Origin of the sequence: Pseudovibrio sp. Ad46 (genome assembly GCF_001623065.1) — a bacterium.
In the GTDB taxonomy this organism is placed as follows: Bacteria; Pseudomonadota; Alphaproteobacteria; order Rhizobiales; family Stappiaceae; genus Pseudovibrio.
Map to the genome: position 1 here is coordinate 12,794 of NZ_LMCG01000071.1, position 23,242 is coordinate 36,035.

Consider the following 23,242-nt stretch of genomic DNA (forward strand, 5'->3'; position numbering starts at 1 on the left):
GGATCACGCTCCTTCCGACAGGATCTGGTCTGTCACCTGATTTAGAAAGCCGATTGGGAGTGGCTTTTCCTCTGGTTTGCCATAGGGGCAACCGAGAGGAAACTTCCAATGTTCATTGACACAGAACTGACATGGGCCTGCTGACCGAGACAGGTAGTCTCGTTTATCATCCCACGTCAACTTGCCTTCTCGGTACATAAATCCGAGCACATCGGCCATGGTGGCATGAGCATCGTAAAAGCACTTTTCTAGATCAGGCCACACTTCAGGCCATTGGGATTTTATTGCCTTCAGTACCTGTGGTGCATTTTCTGCAGAGAACTGGAAGGCATCATACCCATCACCATTACCGGGTACATATGTAATCTCCGGATTGGTCTCAAGATAATGCACAGATTCAGGAGACTTATCTTTCAGTTCAGAAAGCCAGTCAGGGCTGAGTCTGAACTGAGGTAAAAAATTCGTATCATAAGAAAAATGTGGTGTTACAACGATCCGCGTATTGATGGCATAAAGTTCCCCGTCGATCTCAGTAGAGAACTCAAACATTGTCGGATTGTCATTCTCAGTCGTGAGATAAAACAGAGTAAATGCATTATCATAAGGATCTGTCGGTAACTCTGGTGAACGTTTGATGTGTTCCTTAAAAGCATCTCGGAACATGTCCCAGGAACTTTCACCAACCAGAAATAAAACAGCTGGATTTGTCATAACCAACTGCTTTAAGGCCCATGCGTTTTTGGTTACGCAGTTGGAGATGATTGTATCTTCGCTCTTTTCTGTGCCGCCCAAGAAGGCAGGTTTCCAATGGGGGGATGCGCAAGCCACCATATCTAGTTGACAGACATCCTCACCGATCTTGAGATCAGCATTCTTATGGCCCTCCGCTCGCAGATAGTCAGAGAACTCATTCAGGCTTGGAACGAACTGTTCGTAATATGTCTGGAGTTCTTGATAAACTTCTAGATTAACACCGGCAGGCATTTGCATCTTGGAGATGACAATGTCGCCCTTTTCGAACTTGTTGTCCGGACTATCATGATTGAAGAGAAGCACATAACGCGGCGTTCCGGTAGGACGCTCTAATGTAAGCGTAATTTCCGCACCGCTTTCATATTCAATGATCACGTCGTAAGGAGAGCCTGCATGGTCTCTCTCAGCAGATTTAATTATGCCATCTTCAGCTGCGATAATCTGATCAGCTGTAACGGTTGTGTCTGCTGTCGGGGTAACGGAGCTTCCTGCAATCAGATATTTCTTGACCTCTTCAAAGGCAAATCGTTCCTGATACACATTACGGTAGCGATAGTAGTAGGCATACTTGTCATAGCCATCGGTTCCATCTTCACTGGTAAAGTCGGGATAGGCCCAGGACGTTCCAGTAATGCCCGGACTAAACGCAGTCAGGTTCGGGTTGATCCCTAACGTCATGATGGGAGCCTTTCGGCATCCATCCATAATCTCACCATTTGGAAAGCCGGAGTTTCGCGTGACCCCTTTCACCCAGGGATACATCTCGGGTGTTCCGGATGGATCCGCTGTTTTAGGAAAGTCCGACAAAAAGTCATAGGTTGGATAAGGACCGTAAACCTGATCCTTGGGATTTGGAGGCCAAAAGAATGAACAGGTGCCGCACGGGCGAACATTAAAGACCAGCTCTATCTCCATCGGGTTCTTTGGCTGGCGCGGACTGGTTTGCCGCGGTGGCGTATAAGAACTGGTCATCACGTGCCCTTTCCAGTGGCTGTTTGCCCCTTCAAATCACTATCAGCTGCAATGGTTCCCCAAGTGAGCAGAGCACCATTCATGGAAGTGTAGAAGCCGTAATGCTCATAGATTTCGCTGGACCAATTCTCGCGCAGCTCTTGCGGAATTGCTTTACCTGCAGGCGTTTGTGTTGGAATTACGGTGTCAGACATATTGCGAACAAACACATAATCGACATGATACTCCCCGGCAGCATAGCCAACCACAGCGTCATCCATCTCCAGCGCACTGTACTGCGCGGTATCGTCTCCATCTGAGATGAAGTAATAGTCTGTTGTGAGGAGCGGAATCCCCTTCTTGTCGAGACCTTTAGGTGCCCCCAGTTCTTCAAGAGCTGCGTTCATCATATCGGCAACGGTAAACTGTCCTGCCCAGTCTGGATTGCCTTTGTCTGAATCGTAAATTGCCTGACACAGAAGGTATTCAAGATAAGGCTGTGTCACGACAGAACTCAGCTTGAAGAGCAGTTTCTTTTCAATGATTGAGTTCATTGAAAGGTCCGGATACCAGTTGGTGCAGGCAACTGTTTTGTCATTCAATCCGGAACCAGTATTTTCAGACAATTTCAGCTTGATTTTGCCTGTATTTGTAATCGCCGCATCGCCGAGCTTTTCGCTTATGGTCGCTCCGCCAGCGGTGCCAATTGAATAAAGCCGTTGAGGGGATGCTTCTTTCAGTACAAAATGCACCATTGCAATCAACCCATCTGCAAAAGGAGGATGCGACAGGTGCGCATCTGACTTCCAAAGCAGTACCTTCAAGTCTGCTCCTGCAGCATTTCGGATAGATACGACCCGATAGAACCCCCAGAGATTGTAAGCTCCCTTCACGTACTCATCATTGGATCTTAGGAACCACCCTTTTCGGAACTCATCTGATGAGACGTAGGCCTCCTTATCAGAGGACACGAATACATGATCCAGCGCGTTCCACTCAGTGTCTGTCCAGGTCATCACAACGATATCGACTTTAGGCAGTGGTGAATTCTTGTCAGGATTGCCAATATCCACGTTGGTAGGAGCGCTTTGCCCCACTTTCGACCAGTCAATAACGGGAAGTGGAGGCAAAGCTCCCGGGCTTGTGCAAGCTACACTTTTAGCATCCGTATAACGGTTTTTCATAGCAAAGCCTCTCTAAGCGTTTTGATTTATAAAACGGGGACCGTAGAAAACCGGAGCAGACAAATCTGTGTAGCGTGCCATGATTTTGGCTTCATCACCGTACAGCTCTGACAGTCGGGCAATCAGGTTTGCAGGAATCTGAGAGCGCATGATGTTGAAGCAGGAAAGCACACGTAAATCTGTCATCGCAGCAACAGCTTTGCCAAATGTTGGCCAGGACTTGTCTGCTGGACCATTCCACATCAGATCCAGATCAGTCATGATCTCAGTGTATTTGTCATCAAACGCACAGAGGTTGGATTTGACCGATGCTCCCTCTGGATCAAGTTCGAGTAGTTTCTTATAACCATCACGAGGAACCACGAGCACATTGGTCACGTTTGGCCAGGGTATTTGGTGACCCTTGAAAAACTCTGTTTCTGTCTCAGGTGTGAGTTTGGGCTTGGGTGTTGGAACGAGAAGTTGTGCACCGTAGTAGATCTCAGCAAAACGCGCATAATGGCTCCCCTCTCCGTCAAAGTTCTGCGCATAAAGGTCCTGAGCATTACTTCCCTCACCTTGTTCGATGATCTCATCAATGCCATCAAGGAACTGCTGAACAGGTGATCGCTTGTCTTCAATGGAAAAGACAGTGAAACCAATGTTGTCTCCAACCTGGTTTGGATAGGTATTGGCCGGAGCTGAGAGGACTTTTTTCGCGGTGGCATTAATCTCACCTTTATTCGCCGAGATTGCAGCTTTTATTTTTGAATAGAATGCACCAATGGAAGGGTACTTCTCGTCTCTATATTTTGTAGCTAACAGACTGATCGGCGTCTCAAGTCGTAAGAAATTCCGCAACTGGTTCTTACTTAGCTGTGCAAAAACGACTGGAAGATCGGGTTCCACCCCACCAGGCAGTCCCTCAGACGGAGAAAGAGGATCCAACTTCTTTACTGAAGGCTTTTCTCCAAGTGCTGCCAATATATTGCATCCGATGGCCATATGAACCATCTCTTCCATCACGACGGAACGGATCAGGTTGTAAGTTGTGTAGTTTTGAACCTCTAAGGAAAACATCGCCGCCAGATAAAGCGGCAATGTTGCATGCTCCAAAGCAACGGCTGACTGCAGCGAAGCTTTAATCCATTCCAAGTCTCGATCTTGCGGTGGAACTGAAAGCAGTTGTTGATCCACAAGAGGCCTCCCTCTGATAGCAAAAGTAATGCATACGAGAAAAGCCGCACCTTTCCTTCTTGAGGTTGACCAGCAATCCTCATGTAAAGCAAATTTCCTTAAGCTGGGTGCCTTCTCTTCACGTGGCCGGAAATTGTGCTTGCAAAATACGTGACTTCAAAAATATAAATCAATCATGCAATTGGAACGTGGCAGTTATCACAGTTTTATATTTTATTAACTTCAAATAATTCATCTTTAATTTCCACATTAATTATAATATTACTTTAATTAATGATGTTGTTGCATAATACCCAACTTTGATGTGTATGGTTCGGTACTATTTTCAGATCTGTTACTTTTTATGCTATTCAAACCTAACTCCGCACGGCGTGATAAGTTTACTAAAGCAGTGCATCGGGTAATCAACTGGCCAGAGTGTTACGACAAACTGCACCCACGTGGTGATATGACAGTTTAAGTTGATGGTGAAATTGCCAGTTTCTAGCTTGTTGCACCTAGCAAACGCTGTGATCACCCTATCAAGTTTTCTAGCTTTGCGGCTCAAATCTATTTGCAGATGAAGCCAGCGTTCAAGCTCACATTTAGCCTGATCCAGGAATTTTGGCACTCTCTACTTTGCTTGATGGAATTGGAACTGATCGTTCCTGAATTATCAACGCAATCGCACCAAACAGATACTCTATAGCCAACACAACAACGTCAGCCCCTCAATGCCAAACCGATCCACCTCGTGGTCGCCAACTCCGGTTTGAAGATCTTTGGCGCTGGAAAATGACAGGAAACCAAACATGGCAACAAGGTGAAGCGCAAAAATTACGAGAGTTCTATTTTAGTCTAAAGCTTAACACGAGCGAGATTGTGAGCACTGAATTAACCAAAGACAGTGTTGACGAACTGAAAATATTGCGGGATCAGATTGAAGGTCCACTCGCGAAGTTTCTAGGTGATAGAGCCTACGATGGCGCTTCTATCAGACAAGAACTGAAAGATCGCTTTGCCAGATTTCAGGTCAATATGCTAACGCCCAAAACGGTAGTACTTAACCCAGAGATTGTCACCGACGCAATACACTACCGGATATCCTGATCATCGAAAGACGTAGTAAAATAAGATGGCATAAGTCGACTGAGTATGCTCAAAGGCATAGACAGTCCCCCTGACAGGGCGCTTTAAGCAGGTGATTGGCAACAAATTCAGATCACTTAAAATAAATAGTCAGAAAGTAATGGCAGAAATCGACACTTTCATTATTAATAAGATGATTACATACAGCGACCAGCGTTCAGGCGTATTTCATTACACCTAATTATGCGGGGATTAAATCACTATGAGCAGGTTTTGAATTGCGCAACAACACCGTGCAAATCAATTAGGGCAACGCATCAATCAAATTCACAAAGGGGATCAGTCTTGCAATGACTTTCGCTGCGTTTTTGTTATTTTTCAGATCTGTTCACATATCTGCATGTACTGCTAGAAAAATTGAGGCTTTCCTCATCTACATAGACAAGCTTGCTTCCCTAAACGTAATAAACCTCCACTTTGCTGGAAATTTATTACGTTTACTAAAAAGGCCAGAGAAACCCTGCCCCTTCGTTTCTAGATGCCCTCGACAGATTAACTAGCATCCTTTGCATTTTTGAGGAGGAAGTCTAGGACTTGGGCTTTTTCTGTGTCTTCTAGTCCTGCGCGTGGGAACATGGATTGGGTGATGCCTTTCCACTGGAGCTGTGTGAATTGGGATGGGTCACGAGGGCCGTGGCACACGGTGCAGCGTTGATAGAAGAGTTTTTCACCTTCACTCATGTCTGCGTAAAGAGCTTCCACAAGACCATCGATGCGATCAGAATTCACTGCTTCTTCTGTTACCGCGGAGAAAGTCATGTCCTCTAGAATTGCAGGTGGTTCATAGGCACGATTTGGACCTTCAGGATCTTCACATTTGCGCAAGGATACCAGACAGGTGTTTGCTGTGGTTGCCTGACTGAGACCACTTGAGCGCCGGGACGAGGTTACAAAGTTGATCAATCCAGAGTTACAACGACCTTTGGAATCGACTTGCGGCCAGCCACCTTCATAGATTGAGACAACACCCGGCATAATTTCATCGGAAACCACCGCGCCAGCGATCACGGTTCCGCGATCATTGTAAAGCTCTACCAAGTCACCATCAGCAATACCGCGTTCCTCTGCATCCTTAGCGCTAATGCGGACAGGTTCGCGGCCTTGCACCATGTAAAGTTCACGCAGGCGCTCGGAGTTGCCCATCTGTGAGTGCAAGCGATACCATGGGTGCGGGCTCACTACATGCAGCTGGCCTTCCTTGGCGTTGCCAAGATACTCTGCAGGTTCCATCCACACAGGCATGCCAGGGCAGTCATCCAGCTCCATTTCAGCAATGCTCTTACAGAACATTTCTACCTTGCCAGACGTCGTGTGCAGTGGATGTCCTTCTGGATCCTCATAAAAATCGCCATGACGAACCCATTTGCGAGCTTCTACAGGGACATCCATCCGTGCATAGCCTTTTTCCCAGAACTCTTCAAAGCTCTCGGTCGCAGAACTGCGTGCGTAGGCCGCTTTGATGTGATCCATGTATTCAAGGCTCTCAGTAAACTGAGTGTCGAGCACAAAGTTCTCAGCGAGGCGGGCGAAGATCTCGTAATCGCTCAGGCTCTCCCCAAGTGGCTCAATCACCTTTTTCATGGCGTAAACGCGGTCATTTGAATAAGTGCCGCCGGATGTGATGTCATCACGCTCAAGAGACGTAGATGCAGGCAACACAATGTCTGACCAACGTGTGGATGCGCACCACCATGGATCCTGACAAACAACCGTATTCACTGTTTGAAGTGCATTGATCAGTTCGTTTGTATCCTGCTGGTGAGACATGAAGTTGTTACCAGCGTTATAGATCATCTTAACAGTTGGGAACGTGCGCACAGAACCGTTGTGCGTGAACTCCTTGCCTGGGTTCTTCAGCATTTCAGAAATACGAGATGCCGGGCAAATTGCGCTGACCAGATTGCGGCCTTGAGCCAAGCCGGATGGTGTCGATTTACCAGAGGTTGGCATACCGCCATTGCCGTAATGCCAGGAGAAACCTACGCCTTGGCCTGGCTTACCGATTTTGCCAGTCAGCGCTGCAAAGTTAATGATCGCCCAGTGTGTCATTTCACCATGGTGAGCACGCTGGAGTGACCATGCACCGGCAATTTCGACTTTCTTGGAAGCGAAGAGTTCTGCAAGCTCTCTGATTTTATCAGCAGAAATGCCTGTGATCTCGGAAGCCCATTCAGGTGACTTTTCGACACCATCATCCGTACCCATCAGGTAGTGGATGAACTTGTCTGAGCCTTCTGCATATTTTGCAAGATAGGCTTTGTCGTGCAGATCCTTTTTCACCACGTGGTAAGACATGGCGTTGAACAAGGCGACATCTGTGTTTGGAATGATCTTGAGCCATTCCGCATCGAAGAATTCATCAGATGCAGTACGCTGCGGGTTGATGGAGATGAACTTCACACCGTTGTCGCGAATTTCTTCCCAATGTGCATACATGCCATGGTCAGCAACGCGGAATTCAACACGGTTGTTTTTAATCGGATCACAGCCAACAAGCAGGAAGATCTCGGTTTCATCCCGGATGACTTCCCAGGAAGTTTGTGCGGAATACACTTCCATGTCGCCAATAACATGAGGTAGGCTGATCTGAGAGGCTCCGCCGGAGTAATCGCCTGCAGTCATGGAACAACCACCGAACAGATTAAAGAAGCGACCTTGTAATACGTTTGGACGCATCACGCCCGCATGAGACCAACCGCCGTAAGACGAAGAGAAGATACCTTCGTTGCCATAGTGCTCAATGGTGTCAAGAATGGCTTTGGATGTGAGACGGAGCGCCGTGTCCCAATCAACCCGGACAAATTCTTCCTTACCACGCAACTCTGGTTTGATTTCGCCAGTCTCCCAACCCTCCAGATAGGATTTGCGGACCATTGGATAAAGAACACGAGTCTTGTCGTAAGTCCGGTCAATCACGCCGTAAGTCAGCATTTCAGTGGGACGAGCATCCAGTTCGATCATTGGCGCCATGCCAGAGATCTTGCCATCTCTTACAATGGCCTCGAATGGACCGTAGTGCGTTGCATGGAACACGCGGCGGCTGTGAGAATTTGGGTCGATTGAAGCCAATGCGGAACTGCTGAGCAAGCTTGATGCAAACAGAGCAGAACCACCTTTGAGAACTGACCGGCGACTGACGTTGAAAGTAGTCATTTTTCTTCCCTACGATTTGAATGACTGTGTTTTCAAAAGCATCGCAAATTTGATTGAACAGGTCCCACGCAGCTCATGAATGGATGGTTCGTTTTTGTAACAGAATGTAAATCCGCCTATCGTAATCAGGATGAGTTCGGTAAAGTCCTCTCATGAGTGACACTTTTCATATCGTGATTGTTGAAGATGATTTGGTGACCCGCAAGCGCCTGGGCGTGTTGTTACGTCAGCAGCGGTACACTGTAAGCGAAGCAGAAGACGCTGATCAGATGGAAAGGATTATCGAACGAGACAATCCAGACTTGCTGCTTGTTGATATCAATCTTGATGGAAAAGATGGCTTGCAGATTACGCGGGAGCAACGCGCTCAATCTGATATCGCGATAATTTTGCTGACAAGCCGCAGCGATCAGGTCGATCGGATTATCGGACTTGAGATGGGCGCGGATGATTATGTAACCAAGCCATTTGATGCACGCGAGTTGTTGGCCAGAGTGAAAGTGCTGCTTTATCGTGTGGGGCTGCATCGCAAAACACAGGCACAGCAACTTGAGCCATGTACGATGTTTGGTAGCTGGACTTTTGATCCCAAACGCCGGCGGATTGTACAGGAAGATGGAACAGCTGTTGTTCTGACACGCGGTGAGTTTGAGCTGTTAAATGCCTTCACTCAGCATTCCGAGCAAGTCCTCTCCCGGTCACGTCTCCTCCAATCCGTGACGCATCGACAATTCGTGTCTGACACTCGTATCGTTGATGTGCTTGTTGGCCGCTTGAGGCGTAAAATAGAACAAGATCCACCTCACCCAGAGCATATTATTACCGTTCATGGAGAGGGTTACTTGTTCATCGGGGATGATCCATAAGCAATCAGAAGATCAGTCTTCAAAGGGTTTAAGTCCGAGATGTAAAGCCGTCTCCTGTAAATGGCTCAGCTCCTCATCCAGCATTGACAATACCGGAGTAAGCTTGATTTGATCGGCGGGTAGATCTCCGGCCATCACTTCAAGATCTCCAAGTAATTGCACGCTTCGAGTAAGATTGAAGTTGGAGACAGCTCCTTTCAAGCGGTGAGCGAGATGCGCTAACTTCTTCATGTCACCAGCTGCGAAAGCCTGCTTTAGCTCTTCAACATCCTGGGGTGTCTTCGCGAAGAAGTCGGCAAGAATGGCCATAACATTGTCCTCGCCTATGTATCGAATGTCCTCAATCAGACCGGTTTTCACGGCATCGATAGAAGGAGCCGCGTCACCAATATCTTCTGAGAGCAGTTTATCTGAACTGACGTTTTGAAGAGCCGCGACAAGATTGCTCGGAGATATCGGTTTTTGCACAAACTGCGTGATGTTTGCTGCTTCCAGAGCACTCATATCTCTGAGTTTGTGAGCCGTAACCGCAATCAATCGAGGGAGTTTTTGATTGGCGCTTGTAAGCTCATGCATTCTGCGGGCGGTTTCAACACCAGTGATATCAGGCAGGTCCAGATCTAGCAGCACAGCATCAAACTGCTTTTCCTCATAAGCCTTCAAAGCTGCAGCTCCATCTTGCGCTTCGGTGACTTCACATCCCATCTTTTCCAGATAGCCACGAGCAACCATGCGACTGACAGAGTGGTCTTCCACGACCAGCACGCTCAGCCCCAAATTTTGCTCAATCTCATTCTCCTGATCACTGGCAATTTCTGAAAGTGTTCCCTCTTCAACAGGCACGATCAGTTTAAAACAAGACCCGACTTCAGGTTCGCTTTCAACGGTCAGAATACCCGAAAGCGCTTCGGTTAAACGGCGGCAAACTGTGAGCCCTAACCCTGCGCTGAAGCGTTTATTGCCGTAGCTGTTTGGTTTATGCTCATAAACATCGAAGATGTGCTCCAATTGGTCTGCTGCAATGCCGATGCCAGTATCTGTAATTGAGAAGATGAGTAGGAATGTGCCTTCTTCTTCACCGGGTCGTTGATCTATCTCCCAAAAAATCCGGCCAGACTCAGTGTATTTGACTGCATTGGAAAGCAGGTTAATCAATATCTGCCTCAACTTGGATGCATCCCCAAAGACAACGCGTGGGACGAGCGGAGAGATTTTGATATCTAGGTGCAGGCCTTTCTCTATCGCATCCGTTTTTGCCAGATCAGCCACCTGCGCAATAAAGTCATCCAGTGAAAAGTGTAGTTTGTTGATATCAACGCGCTCTTCTCGGTATCGCTCGTAGTTCAGAAGATCATTAGCAATCGCCAGAAGATCTTGCGCAGATTTTCGTGCGATAGTCATGCGACCTTTGATTGGATCAGATACGTCATGTTCGATAAGGCGGAGCATGCCAATCACACCATTCAGCGGTGTTCGGATCTCATGGCTCATCACTGCAAGAAATTCAGATTTAGACCGTGTTGCCTGCTCCGCCTGCGCCCGGGCTTCATCACTTTGTCGAGCTTCCTCTAAGTACTGCTGGGTGCGTTCTTCAACTTTGTCTTCCAGCTCTCGTTTGCTCGTTTGCAGGTCTAACTTCAACTGATGGTTATGACGTACCTTGCCGTAGAGAATTTCCACCGCACGCTCCAGTCCCCCAAGATCATCTCGGGAGGTTCTGTGAATCGCCTGCGTGAAATCATCTCTCGCAAGTGCAACAATTCCAGAAGCGATGGATCGCAAACGAGCAACAATTCTTCTATTGGCAAAAATGAATATGGAAGCTGCGATGCCAAGCACAATCAGCACAAGGCCCGAAAAACCAATCAGGATCCATTCCACCTTATAGCTCAGGCTCTTTTGTTGGCTTTCTGCGTATTCCTGATTGAGAACAATCAGTGATCCCAAACTGCGGGATAGCTCCTGAGACCTGATGCTCACGCTTCTACTTGTATTGAGCGCCTTTTGCCGCAAATCGATCTCACCCATCAGAATCTCTGTAAGTTCAGAGGGAGAGAAAATTTCATTGAGTTCACTCAATCGTCGCTCAACCTGATCGGCCCAATCCGGACCGCGAATGAGCAAGGCGCGCCCTTCAAGTCGCTTCAATTGCGCAGTTGCGTCTCTCAGGAATTGTTCGCGCTCCTCCTTAACAAGGGAAAAGCGTACGGTCTGCAAAAGGCTCTGAAGCGTGATTGCGGCCTGTCTGAATTCGATCATTCGTTCCAAAAGAAAGAAATCTTCATCAACCAGCTTATCAAGTTTCTGTTCTTTTTTTTCCTGACTTTGCTGGTCGTAAAGAGACGTAATGTCGATCGAAACACCCACTCGCGCGTTGGAAACCAGATTATCACCAATGACCGTCAGTTCAGACAGCGCCTCAAGGCCTTCCCGGCTCAAGTTTTGTAACCGGACATCGAATGCTTTGATTTGGCGGGACAATCCAAGAAGGTTTTGTGTTTCTGTAACAAGAGCTAGTGCGTTATCACGAACAACCGTTGTATTGAACTTCGTCGCCTCCAGAACGGAAACCGAAGCCAAATCTTGCTGTATGGTAACAACTTCACTTTCAAGCTCACCGCCAAGGCGAATAATCTCACCTTCATGTCGAGCAAGAGAAAAATCGCGAGACAGTTGGGCCACTGTTTCTGATGAACGCCCCAAAGCGCCACTCGCCGTGGTCAGACGAATATTGCTTTGCATCAACGCCTGATAGGTTTGGCTCAGATACAGTACACTTCCAAAAGCCAGAATGGCGGTAAGAAGGGAGAGGCCTGCAAGTGTTGAGAAGATCAGCTTAATCTGTCTATCAAATCTCACCTTAGGCTCCTGATATTCAATGAAGTTTCCAGTAACTCAATTTGGCCAGTGCATCATCGCGACTGCAACACTATTGCTGTGCCTCCTCTCATTTGTAGGCCAAAGTACAGCACAGGACTTTGATTTACCTATTGAAGCCCACAAAATACCATTTGATTTTTCAAGCCCTGCTCAATCGGCTACATACACTCCCTCCAAGGCTTCTGGAAAAGGCTTCTCCGTTTGCGTTCTCGTCCCTCATATGAAAGATGAATACTGGATAAGCGTTCACTCTGGATTTCAGGAGAAGGCAAAGCAACTACAGCTGAGCTTTGATTGGCATGAAGCAGGTGGCTACCTAAATCTAGACCGTCAGGTAGAACAAATCCGCACCTGTGTTTCCAAAGGACACGATGCAATCGTAATTGGTGCTGTCAGCGCAAATGCGCCTAAACTACTTAAAGCTGTTTCAAAGGCTACGCAGCAAGTACCGGTTATCGCTCTTGTGAATGACCTTGCCTCTCCTGATTTGAGTGCAAAAATAGCTGTCTCCTGGGAGCGTATGGGGCAGATGCTGGGAGAGAAGATCGTCAGCGACTTGCCCAAAGAACCAGACCGTCAGTTTACGGTCAGAATGGTGTCAGGCCCCTCATCTTCTGGTTGGGCTCCAATTTTAGAAAGAGGCCTTAGAGAAGGCTTGAAGTCTGATCGCATCACCGTCATCAAGAACTTTGAGGCAGACAGCGACTACCACAATCAGTTCCAGCAGGTAGAAGCTGCTGTTGCTGAGTGCGGCCCCAACGACATCCTGGTTGGAAGCGCCCCTGCCGCAGAAGCTGCCATGTCCCTCATCAATCTCATCCCCTGTGCATCAAAGCCAAAGATCTACGCAACCTATTACTCTCACGCAGTAAAACGCGGCCTCCGCTCAGGCAAAATCGCCGCATCAGTCGTAGACTTCCCCGTCCTCCAAGGCTGGCTCGCCGCCGACCAAGCAACAAAATTGCTGACTGGCTCTCTAAAAAACAAGCAAGTAGGCCCAACAATTCAAATTACGACACCCAAAACGCTTCCAGCAGACAAGTGGGCCATTGTTTCGGAAGCTTTTAGGTAGGCAATTGATGCATAAACTGATTGGTGATCGCAACATTGTGATGTCGTAATAGGTGATTAATGAGACACGCACTGTTTTCAGTTTGCACAACAAAGGTACTGTCAGAGTCGCGTAATTCGTAAGCACGAACCTCTAGGAATAGCCGCTTCTCTAATCGGGCGCTGAGGTCAAGCTCTTTTTCCATTTCATTCAGATCATATCCATCTCCGGGTCACGTTTCTCTTCACAGTCTGGGTCGTCCTTAATTTTGAGCGGCTGCATGCATATGCCAGAATGGTTGTCGAGAGCTACGCTAATGGATGCGCTTTTATGGTGCAGCAGCCATTTTCGGCTTTATCTACAAACCTCGTCCAGAGAGGACGATCCCATCGTGATTTTGAAGTGCGACTAAATCATGATGCAACCTCCAAGCCATCACGACAGAACTAAGTATCATCACCCCACATACGGCGCACCACAACTGCCAGTTTCCGAGTAACGGCCACGACTGCACGACGCCGCCCCTTGGTACGCATCAAACGCATCCCGCAGCTCATGATGCTGGATCCGCCGGTACAGCAGGTTAGCATCGCATCGGCAGCAGTATAAATGGCAGAGCGGACCCCCATGTCCCCTGATTTGGAGATCTGACCGCGGTTATCGATTTCTCCTGACTGAATCCGCCTTGGCGTTAAGCCGAAATGGGAAGCAACCGTTCACGAACTCCTTAACCGCGCTGGGTCATCTAACGCAGCGACAAATGCCAGCGCGGTCATTGGGCCGTCTCCCTAGATTTCCAGCAGTCCAAGCAAACTGAGTTGGTGTGTGCAGCGTGTTTAACGCGCTTATCTAACTCTTGATACGTTTGCAGTAAAGCAAACCGCGCGTCCAGCAGCGGAACCTGAGCCAGGCTCAAATCTGGATTGGCTTCGATAAACGGTCGGACTGTTGCATCAAAGCGTGGGTATTTAACCTGTTCCGGTAGGCATAGGCCATAAGCCTTTAGGTGCCCGCGTACCTCATTTGCCAGATCTACGCATTTACGCAAGCATACCTTGCGACTACTATGGGCGTGCGCATTGCATGCGAGCAACAGCTCTTCATATGCACTGGGTTATACCAGCCAGAGCGCAAGACTTGCGCTATGCCGCGCGCATCATTCTTGTAGGCCATAGAACAATGGTTGGCTTATTGTTCCCGCTTCAAAAGCCAATACAAGTGATCGGAAGCCATGCTTTTGCCAAACAGCTAGCAATGATATTAACCACACAGCCAACCTGGCATTAAAATACAATGTTACCTTCGCCGTCAATCACACAGATCGAAATAGACCGCAAAGACACATCTAAACCAGCATAGTATTCCATGGTTCTCTCCCATCCTTGTAGCAATATACTGCTATTTAACAGGAGCTAACCTCTCGTGAAGGACGCCCCCGATTATGTATAATATCGGACTAAAAGGCCTTCCGCTTTGAAACACATTTGTACAAGTTCTCACTGGTTTCTTTCCTGGCCTTTATGATCCAAGGCAAACCATCGGTCTCGGCAAATTCAATGCTTTGCATCAGATTTTACATATCTTCTGATAGGAAACTCTTCTTATTATTTTCTCTATAGCGTTTGGCCTATTAAACAGGATTATTGTGCTCAGCCATAATCTTTACACCTCAGCCAAGTTGAATGCCTTCGATAGGATCACTATAATTTATTAAACTTGTTGAAGAAATATACTCAACGAATGGTGCCTTCCTACCGCCCAATAGAGTGAGTTTTATTTGCCTCAGTCGCAAATACACCAATTGATGAAGCGTTCAACGTCTTTCTTCCTTTGGGCTTGTTATGAAGTGACCCATGTTTGCTCATATCCATATCCAAAAAGTATCTACCGCTAGAGTTGTTTGCAGTGTTTCACAACTTACTAATGGATCATCTCCATCACGAACCTTCGCCAAAACAGCCAACACGGCCTTCATATATGCGGTATTGCGCAATAAATTGTACCATTTGGTAAAACTTACAGCCCCTTTTTAAGCTTGCTATCCCGAAGTAAATGCTTTTTGCTGATCTTGCCACACTCACTGTTTGTTTTCTAACATTCAGGCGTAGGCATGCCTCTTCATCTGAAAACCTGACAGATTGCACCAACCTTGGTAGCTCTTTTTTAGGATATGAGCTAGACAACATTCAACTCCTCATAAATTGTAAACTAAATGTCTACTGTTCTGTGTCAGCACATGTAAGTGAGTGCATGATATCAAGCACGAAAAATGTTTCTTCTCAACGCAGTAATTTCTACAATCCTACAATTAGTATTCATAAAACACTTATATCGTAAATCAATGCTCCACAACAACTAAAGAGACATCAAATCAGCAACCCACTGCTCGGTACACATCTTGATACTTAACATTATCAATATTTATCAACTTAAACCTTGTTTCTTTAAGTGCACTTCAATCAACACTTCTTAGTAAATATAATTTTTATTTAACTTTAAATATTCCGCTTGGGCGATTAAAAGACAATAAACATTATCACCCAAAATACGTGTCCTATAGCAACCTTTGATGTCGGGAGGCTCTCCTTTCAAGTTTAAAGAAAACAATCGCCAGTTCGGTTGTGTCGGGGCAATCGATATTTGAGCTTCCGTGCTGGCGATGAAGTAGGCATCAAGAACTTGATGTTGTTTCAAGTGATCTTGCAAAAAAGATACTCCATGATTTGTCACCAGTAGACCGCTAGGTTGGAGAAGAAGGTCATTTGTAACACGTTGTAGTGGGGCTAGTGTTGGTGATTGAAAGAGAAATTGCGACCATAAGCCAAGCTGTAGTAATGAAATAGCTAGCAGGGAAAGAGTGATGGGGCTCAGGTTCGAATTCACCAACCAAATCACCAGCAAAATGGCAGGTAGGAGCACGTGGCGGAGGTTTTCGGGGTTTTGGGCAAGTAGTGTCCAGAGTACGGCAGCTGCTGCTGCTATCAGCAAGGCTGTGAGTTTGGGGCGGGTTATGAAAGCAAGGGCAGCTATGAGGAGAAGAGAGAGCAAGCTTGCAAGAGCAATGGGTTCTTTTTCAAAGGCATCCAACCAGCCTTCACGTTCGAAGGTTTGCTCAAACGACGTGTTACCCCAGACGGTGAAATGACCTTCGGTGAACCGCAGCGCTTCAATCAGGTAAGCCTCGCCTTCTAGCAGGAACACCCCTCCGAAGAATAAGAGCAGCGTGCTGGCACTTGCGATAAAAAGTTTTGTGCGAGCCTCTTTTTTCAAATACCACTCAGTGATTAAGGCCAGAGCAACTGGAACAATGAAAGATGGCCGGCAGGCTAGGGCAAACCCTGCAAAGCACCCTGCCCTGATGTGTTTGCCTCTACCCATAAAAGCCAAGGCTGCAAGAAAGAATGCAATACCTGTTGCATCACTCATCATACTTAATGCGACAAGCGGAAGGAAAGGCTGCGTTAAAACTGCGAAGAAGGCCAGCAGCACACCTCTATGAGATGCTCCCCAGGCTTGGGTAGTCCATGCTGCAAAAGGAGGTAAAGACAGTGCAGAAAATAGGCTCAGGTAGAAGACTGCTTGCTTCGCACTCAAGCCGATCAAAACAAGCAGTTTGCTCAGCACTATAAATCCCGGATACCCCGGAAAATGTGGCCTGAACTCAAGTACACTGAAGCGAACTGTGCCATTAACAAAGAAATAGGCGTCATCACTTGGGATGCTTGGTGTGTGGCGGAGCAACCAAATGGACAAAGTCACGTAGCAAAAGAGAGCTGCGCCCCAGCCAAGTCGCAACATACTAGTTTGCCAACGCCTTTAAGACGTCCTCAACAGCAGCATTGTAAGCGGCAGGATCTGCCTCTCGTTTACCAACTCCAAACACGCCAGGATTCCCAATGGCTTCAAGTGCTTGGCGAAGGCTTTCATCTACAGCTTGACGTCGCTTGCCTGGTAACTCCCCCGCCATGGCATCGAAGAAGCGTTTTGATTTGACAACAAGAACTTTAGCGGTCTGATAGTCTTTCAAGTTTTCGGAACCTGCTTGCAAACGACGGGTAATCTCCGCAACAAAAACGCGATTGATAGCAACTGCGATTGTCGCTGTATCTTGAGAGGCTAAGGCGTTTTCAAATGCTTCAGACAGCCCACTGTCATAATCAGTCGTCAAATAGGCAAGTTCCTCTGAGATCTCGTTGGCAGCTAACTTCGCTGCTTCAAAGTCCCCGGCGTTCACAGCTTTATAGATGGCTTCCCGCGCATCAATCAGAGGCTCCTTGCCAGCAGCAGCATAAGAGTAAGCATGCGCCTGACCAGTAATAAGCAAAGACATAAGCAATGCATAAAATATTCTCACCACGACTGGTCTCCTAAGCCACACTTTCCGTTTCAATAACGGTTCTTTCACTACGATGCTCATAGATGGTAGAGCGCTGATCCTTTTCGCTAATCAACGCATCAGCAGCCATCTGCCCCATCTCCATAGAGGTGTCTGTGAAGATGTAGCGGAAGGTACCTTGCCGCCCACACTGGATCAGATTTTGAAACTGATTGAGGTGGGCAATTGCGTTAGCACGGTTCTTCTCATATCCCACTGTCATCAGCGGATAGGCCTGCCGCTGATAAGTAGAGAAGTATTCACCTGTGGCTGCTGCGCTATTGATGCCAAGCTTATTCAAGACACCACACGCTTGAGCAAACATCTGCTGGTTGTCCATCTCCCACAGTTCGCTCCCCGGGTCGCATGGGATCTCTAACATTGCAGAGGTGTGCCCCTTGGGAGCCATGAACGGTGAGCGTCGTTTTGGCTCCTGCAATCGCGTTGCTATTATGTCGGGATCTGACAGATACTGCCATGTGCAGTCTGAGAGGTTGTCCATTTCAAGAGGCATATTAAAGAACCGCAATCCTCTGAATGCTAACGCACTCTCGCCACCTGTCATGTTAACCATGTAAGGCAAGGAGAGCGTGGAGAGCACAGCATCTGCTGGATAGGAAGAGCCCCCTGCTTTCACGGCACTAATTTTATTTGCTGCGTAGTCAAAGCCATCGACAGCTGCATCAAAGATAATCTCGCCGCCAAGCGCTTCAACCTTTTGGGCCATGCGTTCAAAAATGGCACCAAATCCATACTTAGGGTAGCGATAGCTTCTGGCATAGGTGCGAGGGGTGTCGTTCCCGATTGGCAAAAGTCGTTTGGCAACATCTTTCAAGTCCAACAGACTTATGCGTTGACCAGCCCAGTCTGCGGACAGGTCGACCGGATCCATACCCCAGAGTTTAGCTGTGTATCCTTCAAAGAAGTTTTTATAGAGCGTCTTACCGAACCGACTGGTGATCCATGTTGCGAAGTTATCGTCCATGGGCTTACCGAATGGCAAAAGTGCCAAGTCTTTTACCGCACCAACCAATAATGAGGCTGGCGCCGTTTTCAGGATGTTGCCCATGGCTAATGGATAATCGTAGGTACGATCCTGAAAGCGAATGACGCTTTTGCGTTGGCTGGTCAACAGGTCATCGCCAACCAGCTCTTCAACCAGTTTTAGCAATTGCGCGTTGTGAGTGATAAAGCGGTGGCCGCCGTAGTCAAAGCGATAGGTCCCATGGCGACCTTCAAACGTTGTTGTGCCGCTTTGGCCCCCTTCTTTTGAAGCCTTTTCAAGCACGGTGACCTGAATACCAGCTTCCAGCAAGCGGATTGCTGCTGTCAGACCAGCAGGCCCCGCCCCCAACACCAAAACATGTTCAGGCTTTTTGAGCATAGCCGCGGCTCCAGAAACTCAGGAATAGTCCAAGATAAAGTACCCAGCTCGTAAACTGGATCAGCGTTGGCGACGCGTTGTACCCAAACAGCGCCCGCATGAAAGTGCCAAAGGTGCCCTGATCATCCAAAATAAACGAGATGTTGAAGATCTGCTCCATCAAAATCGGAACAACATCAATCGCCTGCAGCATATTGATGGCAGACGAGAACAATCCGGCTGCGATGATAATGATCAGCAAGCTGGTGTATTTGAAGAACGGAGCAATCGGAACTTCGCGGGTGCCACGCATCATAATCCAAACCAGCAGGATGGATGCAACAAGACCGATAGTTGCCCCAATCAGACCGTTCTCCAATGTCACGCCCTGCCCTGAATACATGAGAGCAGAGAAAAACAATACGGTCTCAAACCCTTCTCGCAGCACCGCAATGAACGCAAGAAACACCATGCCCCACAGGTTGCCCGAGGAGATGTGGAATTCCAGTTTCTTTTTTACATGGTCGACCTGTGCCTTGGCCTGTTTATGCATCCAGATCGCCATGTAGCTCAGCACCAGCGTGGCGAAAAGTAGAATGAAGATCATCAGCAGGTGCTGATAGTGTTGATTGGAAAACTGGTCAATCACCACCTGGAAAACAAAGGCCAACGCCAGTGATACGATCAATCCAAGTACAACACCAAGATAGACGTATTTATTGAAATGCCGCACGCCAAGTTTGTGCATGTAAGACAGGATGATGCCAACCAACAGAAAGGCTTCCAGCCCTTCGCGAAATGTGATCAGAAAACTGGCAAACATTATGGCCGCTCCAGTGTTTGAGTAAGTTCAGCCATAACAACAGCTTCTGGATTTGGTAGATCTGGGTAGGATTGGCGTACTGCATCGGTCACCCACTGCGGATAGATGCGGAACATCATCTTTACTTCCACGCTGAGCGGATAAGTAGCTTCTTTTGGCAATGCAAAGGCTTCATCCCGGTAACCATTCGCTGGGATCTTGGTATCTTTCAGCATTTTTTCATAACGCCAGAAGAGCAGGCCGACGGGCTTGCCATCCTTGTCGCCAAAGACCTTCTGGAACATACGAGCATCGGTTGGTACGACGCCCTTATCATCCATCTTGCCATCTTCCAGAACAACCTTGCCACTTGCGTCTTTCACGGTCACATCCAGCCAAAGCTGACGAAAGTCAGCAACGCCGGTTGGTAAGGCATGCCCTGCTCCGACATTTTTGACACGAACGATCAGTTTCCCGTTTTCGTCGATGTAGCTTTCCAACTCAGCAGCAGTTCGCAAAAGCTCAATGCTCATGTCTGAGAGCTTCTTATTGCGCAGGCCGACAAGATGGTGATTGGCACCCGTGAACTGGTGTGTCACCACATTCTCTTTCACCTTGCCCCCATCTGTAGAAATGCCCGGGACATTCTCACCGATCTTTTGCACGTCAGCCATCATGTGACAGCTGATGCAAGTGCGGTTCTTGGAGGGATCTGCTGGATTGTTGTAGGAGGATTTTTCCCACTCACCGTAGGTGTTCACGATGACACTACCTGTGCCTGGAGCCACCTCATTATGGCAGGTGCTACACAGAGCAGAATCCTTGTAAAATGGCTGAGAGTACGACTTGGCATGCACTTCGGGCTTGGCGTTGATCTGACGGTTACCCACCCAGTGCAGCAGTGCGTTGTCGTTGTCTTCAAAGATATACTTTTCTCTATCTTTCACATTGACGGTAAAGCTGGCGTTGGTGCCTGCCGTCTGCCCCATAGCTGCTTCAATACGAGTGATACGATGGCAGAATAAGCAGCCCGTGCCTTCATCTGAATCCGGTACGCCCGTCTCAAGGGCTTCAAAGAGGCTGGCACCACCCTTCTCAAACATATGTCCTTCTTGCGGAACCGCCTTTGGCTCGGTGAACTGTTCCTGCGGCTCATGACAGCCAAGACACCATTTGCCGAAGTCCTTACCTTCCGTCTGTTCTGCAACGGATTTCACGACCATGAAGTATGGGTTAGATTCTCCCATCAGACGGTGGTTTGAATCTGCCCATTGCTCAAACATGTCAGAATGGCAGGACGCACAGGCGGCTGAGTTCACCCAATCCTTCTCATGTAGAACCTTCCGATCATCATCAAGGCGTATCCAACTTGCATTCAGCGGTAGGTTTCCACGTGATGTGATGAAAGCTTGCAGAGCCTCCATATCGCGTTTGACCGGTTCTGACGGTTCATCCGGATTGATCTGCAAGGCTCCATCACGGTCGTCATGGCCCATACCACCTTGCGTCTTTTGCATGATGCGCAAGTAGTCACCAATGAAGTTACCGGAGATCATATTGTTTAAATTGTCGTGGCCAATTGTGGCGCGATCAAACTTTTTGGTTGGTGTGGATCGATAAAGATAGCCATTGGTGAAGTTGAAGCCATCCACGTGGCAACTCTGACAGCTCATCCAAAAGTCACCAGTGGTCGGCGTTAGTTTTGAATCATCTGTGTTGCCGCTGTTGAAAAGGGTCTTACCTCTGCGTAGCTTGGCCTCAACCGGATCGCTCTGCACCAGTGGAACTGGAGCTTGCTCACTCAGAGTGACGCGCGCAAACGGGCCGTCCCCACCTCTCTTCAGCGCTACAAGATCAAGCGTCATTGCGTTTTGTATGAAGATGTCCTGCCCCGAAACAACCAACCCGCGCGGATTGTTGCCCGGAATGTGGCGAAAGATCTGCATGACTTTTGCCCCACCTTGGTTCAGTTTGCCCTTGCGGCGCGCTCGGCGCTTCTTCTTGCTGGTCAGGGCTGTTCTGCGGGTCAGATCAAAGACCATCAAGTCTTCGCTTCCAGCCAATGTAACGTAAACTTTTTTACCGTCCTCGGAGAATTCAGCATCATGAGGGTTTGAAACAATGCGGGTGCGATTGTTGGTATCAATAATGTTGATTTGCTTGAAGAGGTGCTTGCGGCGCTCAGCAACTTCTGTCTCTTGCCCTTGTTCAAGGCTCAACAATGAGACACTCGGAAACACGGTGGATTGAAACTGGAAAGGATGGTCAAAGTTCCAAAGAACGTGTGGCAACCAGGCCTCGCTCTCATCCGGGCTTACTGCAATATCATCCAGAATGCGCGGAACACCCTGCGAAACAGCTTCGTCGTTGTCCTGAGTTTCAGCCAAACTGATCGTCTTCAAAAATGTAAGCTTAGCCCCTGAGGTATCCCAAATGGAGACCTTGCCAACCATGGCATGCGTTACGATCAGACGACCATCACTGAGCAAAGCAAGACCACGCGGGGTCTCTTCGCTGTCGATTTCCTGAGTGATGCCTTGTCTCGGATCAACTGCAATGATCTTGTGCGCTTCAAACAATGAAACCCAGAACAGGTTGTTGATCTTGTCATAGATAATGCCAAATGGACGATAGTCAGTCTTGAACTCAGAGAGAACTTTGCTTGTGTTCAGATCAATGAAAACCACACGGTCACCCGTGTAGTCCGTTACACCTGCAATATGCTGTTTTTCATCCAACGCGATGCGGCGTAGCTCACCACCGATCTTGATCTCTTGCAGCACTTCGTTAGAGCTGCGGTCAACAACAGCGACACTGCCTGCATCAAAGTTTGCTGAGATGAGTTTTGTGCCCTCACTACTGAGAACAAGGGAGCTACTTTCATCGGCAGCATAGGCTGGCAGCATGAGTGCGGCCAGCGCCAGAAGAAACGGGAAGATCCAAGCTGCAACCTTAACCATCGAATAGCGCTTGGCATGGTGAAACACCAATAACGAAACCGGCAGTGCTGGAACCAGATGGAGCCAATATGCGACCTGCCCCATCATGTTGCCGCGATTGCCAAAAAACGCGAGATAAATGCCGCTGAGAACCAACAGTACCAGGGCAATCTCAATCATCTGGCCTGTTCTACGAAGAAACGGGCGTCCGTTCTTCTTGATCAGGTCACGATGAGAAAACCAAAATGGAAGAACAAACAATGGAAAGAGGATAAGGGAGACAATGAAATGGATGGCAAGTGAAGGTTGGATGAGTTGCCAAGGAAGGCCAACAACATCCCACAGCATCAACCCACTGAGAGTGAGGAAGTAAAGCACAAACTCAGCATGTTTGCTCTTGTAACCGAGACGCTTCCAGAACAATTCTATTGCGCTGGGTTGTGCTGGCTTAGGTCCATTGACTGGTACGCTATTCTTGCTTGCATCATCCATGACTGCGGATCGATTCTTCGTCAGATTATTGTGATTGTTGTCTCTATAGTCAAATGCGAATGCCTCGCATTTGACATAGGTTAACAGGCAGAAGAAGCCGGGATGTTTTACACCCCGGCTGTTTCAAAT

13 protein-coding genes and 1 pseudogene are annotated in these 23,242 nt (G+C 47.9%); 3 read left to right on the plus strand and 11 right to left on the minus strand.

From position 1 onward, the window contains the following. Positions 1-3 precede the first annotated feature (3 nt). The 3 genes from PsAD46_RS27720 to PsAD46_RS18640 are packed head-to-tail and all read right to left on the minus strand — an operon-like array spanning position 4 to position 4,064. Entirely contained in the window at positions 4-1,725 is a 1,722-nt protein-coding gene (locus PsAD46_RS27720) for a hypothetical protein (RefSeq protein ID WP_084404473.1), read from the minus strand. After that, positions 1,725-2,888 carry a hypothetical protein gene (locus tag PsAD46_RS27725; RefSeq protein WP_084404474.1) on the minus strand — a complete coding sequence of 388 codons (1,164 nt, stop codon included), beginning with the start codon at positions 2,886-2,888 and terminating at the stop codon, positions 1,725-1,727. Before PsAD46_RS27725 ends, PsAD46_RS27720 begins: the two co-directional genes overlap by 1 nt. Before the next feature lie 12 nt (positions 2,889-2,900). Then, positions 2,901-4,064: a ferritin-like protein gene (locus PsAD46_RS18640; RefSeq protein WP_206599635.1), complete on the minus strand. Its 1,164-nt coding sequence runs from the start codon at positions 4,062-4,064 to the stop codon at positions 2,901-2,903. A 774-nt stretch (positions 4,065-4,838) separates the two neighbouring features. Between PsAD46_RS18640 and PsAD46_RS18645 the strand changes: the two genes are divergently transcribed. Beyond that, the gene (locus PsAD46_RS18645; protein ID WP_063292498.1) at positions 4,839-5,153 is read left to right on the plus strand and encodes a hypothetical protein; all 315 of its coding nucleotides are present in this window, start codon (positions 4,839-4,841) and stop codon (positions 5,151-5,153) included. A 531-nt stretch (positions 5,154-5,684) separates the two neighbouring features. Here the strand turns inward: PsAD46_RS18645 and PsAD46_RS18650 are convergent. Further along, entirely contained in the window at positions 5,685-8,345 is a 2,661-nt protein-coding gene (locus PsAD46_RS18650; RefSeq protein ID WP_063292497.1) for a molybdopterin-dependent oxidoreductase, read from the minus strand. A gap of 152 nt (positions 8,346-8,497) precedes the next feature. Between PsAD46_RS18650 and PsAD46_RS18655 the strand changes: the two genes are divergently transcribed. Beyond that, positions 8,498-9,211, plus strand: a complete 714-nt coding sequence (locus PsAD46_RS18655) for a response regulator (RefSeq protein WP_063307586.1) — start codon at positions 8,498-8,500, stop codon at positions 9,209-9,211. 12 nt (positions 9,212-9,223) lie between these two features. Here PsAD46_RS18655 and PsAD46_RS18660 read toward each other — a convergent pair whose 3' ends face one another. Next, positions 9,224-12,070, minus strand: coding sequence for an ATP-binding protein (locus PsAD46_RS18660; RefSeq protein ID WP_063292495.1), 2,847 nt, complete (start codon positions 12,068-12,070; stop codon positions 9,224-9,226). Positions 12,071-12,089: 19 nt separating this feature from the next. Here PsAD46_RS18660 and torT point away from each other — a divergent pair, with 19 nt between their 5' ends. Next, a complete protein-coding gene (gene torT, locus PsAD46_RS18665) occupies positions 12,090-13,163 on the plus strand; it encodes a TMAO reductase system periplasmic protein TorT (RefSeq protein WP_084404475.1) in 1,074 nt (357 codons plus the stop codon). Between the two features lie 425 nt (positions 13,164-13,588). Here the strand turns inward: torT and PsAD46_RS28430 are convergent. The 6 genes and pseudogenes from PsAD46_RS28430 to PsAD46_RS18700 all read right to left on the minus strand — a co-directional run. Further along, positions 13,589-13,843: pseudogene (locus tag PsAD46_RS28430) on the minus strand (transposase); the annotation flags it as partial. Between the two features lie 1,768 nt (positions 13,844-15,611). Continuing rightward, on the minus strand, positions 15,612-16,940 hold the full coding sequence (locus PsAD46_RS18680; protein WP_153040785.1) for a hypothetical protein: 1,329 nt from the start codon (positions 16,938-16,940) through the stop codon (positions 15,612-15,614). Between the two features lies 1 nt (position 16,941). After that, positions 16,942-17,499: a hypothetical protein gene (locus PsAD46_RS18685; protein WP_063307587.1), complete on the minus strand. Its 558-nt coding sequence runs from the start codon at positions 17,497-17,499 to the stop codon at positions 16,942-16,944. A 10-nt stretch (positions 17,500-17,509) separates the two neighbouring features. Beyond that, a complete protein-coding gene (locus PsAD46_RS18690; protein WP_063307588.1) occupies positions 17,510-18,901 on the minus strand; it encodes an FAD-dependent oxidoreductase in 1,392 nt (463 codons plus the stop codon). Continuing rightward, positions 18,885-19,703, minus strand: a complete 819-nt coding sequence (locus tag PsAD46_RS18695) for an FTR1 family protein (protein ID WP_063292490.1) — start codon at positions 19,701-19,703, stop codon at positions 18,885-18,887. The genes PsAD46_RS18690 and PsAD46_RS18695 overlap by 17 nt, the downstream gene beginning before the upstream one ends. Next, the gene (locus PsAD46_RS18700; protein ID WP_084404476.1) at positions 19,703-23,113 is read right to left on the minus strand and encodes a multiheme c-type cytochrome; all 3,411 of its coding nucleotides are present in this window, start codon (positions 23,111-23,113) and stop codon (positions 19,703-19,705) included. Before PsAD46_RS18700 ends, PsAD46_RS18695 begins: the two co-directional genes overlap by 1 nt. Positions 23,114-23,242: the final 129 nt, after the last annotated feature.

What these genes read in the sequence shown, in the direction of transcription:
- PsAD46_RS18695 (WP_063292490.1), bottom strand. Translation starts at nt 19,703, where the DNA reads ATGTTTGCCAGTTTTCTGATCACATTTCGCGAAGGGCTGGAAGCCTTT.
- torT (WP_084404475.1), top strand. Translation starts at nt 12,090, where the DNA reads ATGAAGTTTCCAGTAACTCAATTTGGCCAGTGCATCATCGCGACTGCA.
- PsAD46_RS27720 (WP_084404473.1), bottom strand. Translation starts at nt 1,725, where the DNA reads ATGACCAGTTCTTATACGCCACCGCGGCAAACCAGTCCGCGCCAGCCA.
- PsAD46_RS18655 (WP_063307586.1), top strand. Translation starts at nt 8,498, where the DNA reads ATGAGTGACACTTTTCATATCGTGATTGTTGAAGATGATTTGGTGACC.
- PsAD46_RS18700 (WP_084404476.1), bottom strand. Translation starts at nt 23,113, where the DNA reads ATGGATGATGCAAGCAAGAATAGCGTACCAGTCAATGGACCTAAGCCA.
- PsAD46_RS18645 (WP_063292498.1), top strand. Translation starts at nt 4,839, where the DNA reads ATGACAGGAAACCAAACATGGCAACAAGGTGAAGCGCAAAAATTACGA.
- PsAD46_RS27725 (WP_084404474.1), bottom strand. Translation starts at nt 2,888, where the DNA reads ATGAAAAACCGTTATACGGATGCTAAAAGTGTAGCTTGCACAAGCCCG.
- PsAD46_RS18680 (WP_153040785.1), bottom strand. Translation starts at nt 16,940, where the DNA reads ATGTTGCGACTTGGCTGGGGCGCAGCTCTCTTTTGCTACGTGACTTTG.
- PsAD46_RS18650 (WP_063292497.1), bottom strand. Translation starts at nt 8,345, where the DNA reads ATGACTACTTTCAACGTCAGTCGCCGGTCAGTTCTCAAAGGTGGTTCT.
- PsAD46_RS18690 (WP_063307588.1), bottom strand. Translation starts at nt 18,901, where the DNA reads ATGCTCAAAAAGCCTGAACATGTTTTGGTGTTGGGGGCGGGGCCTGCT.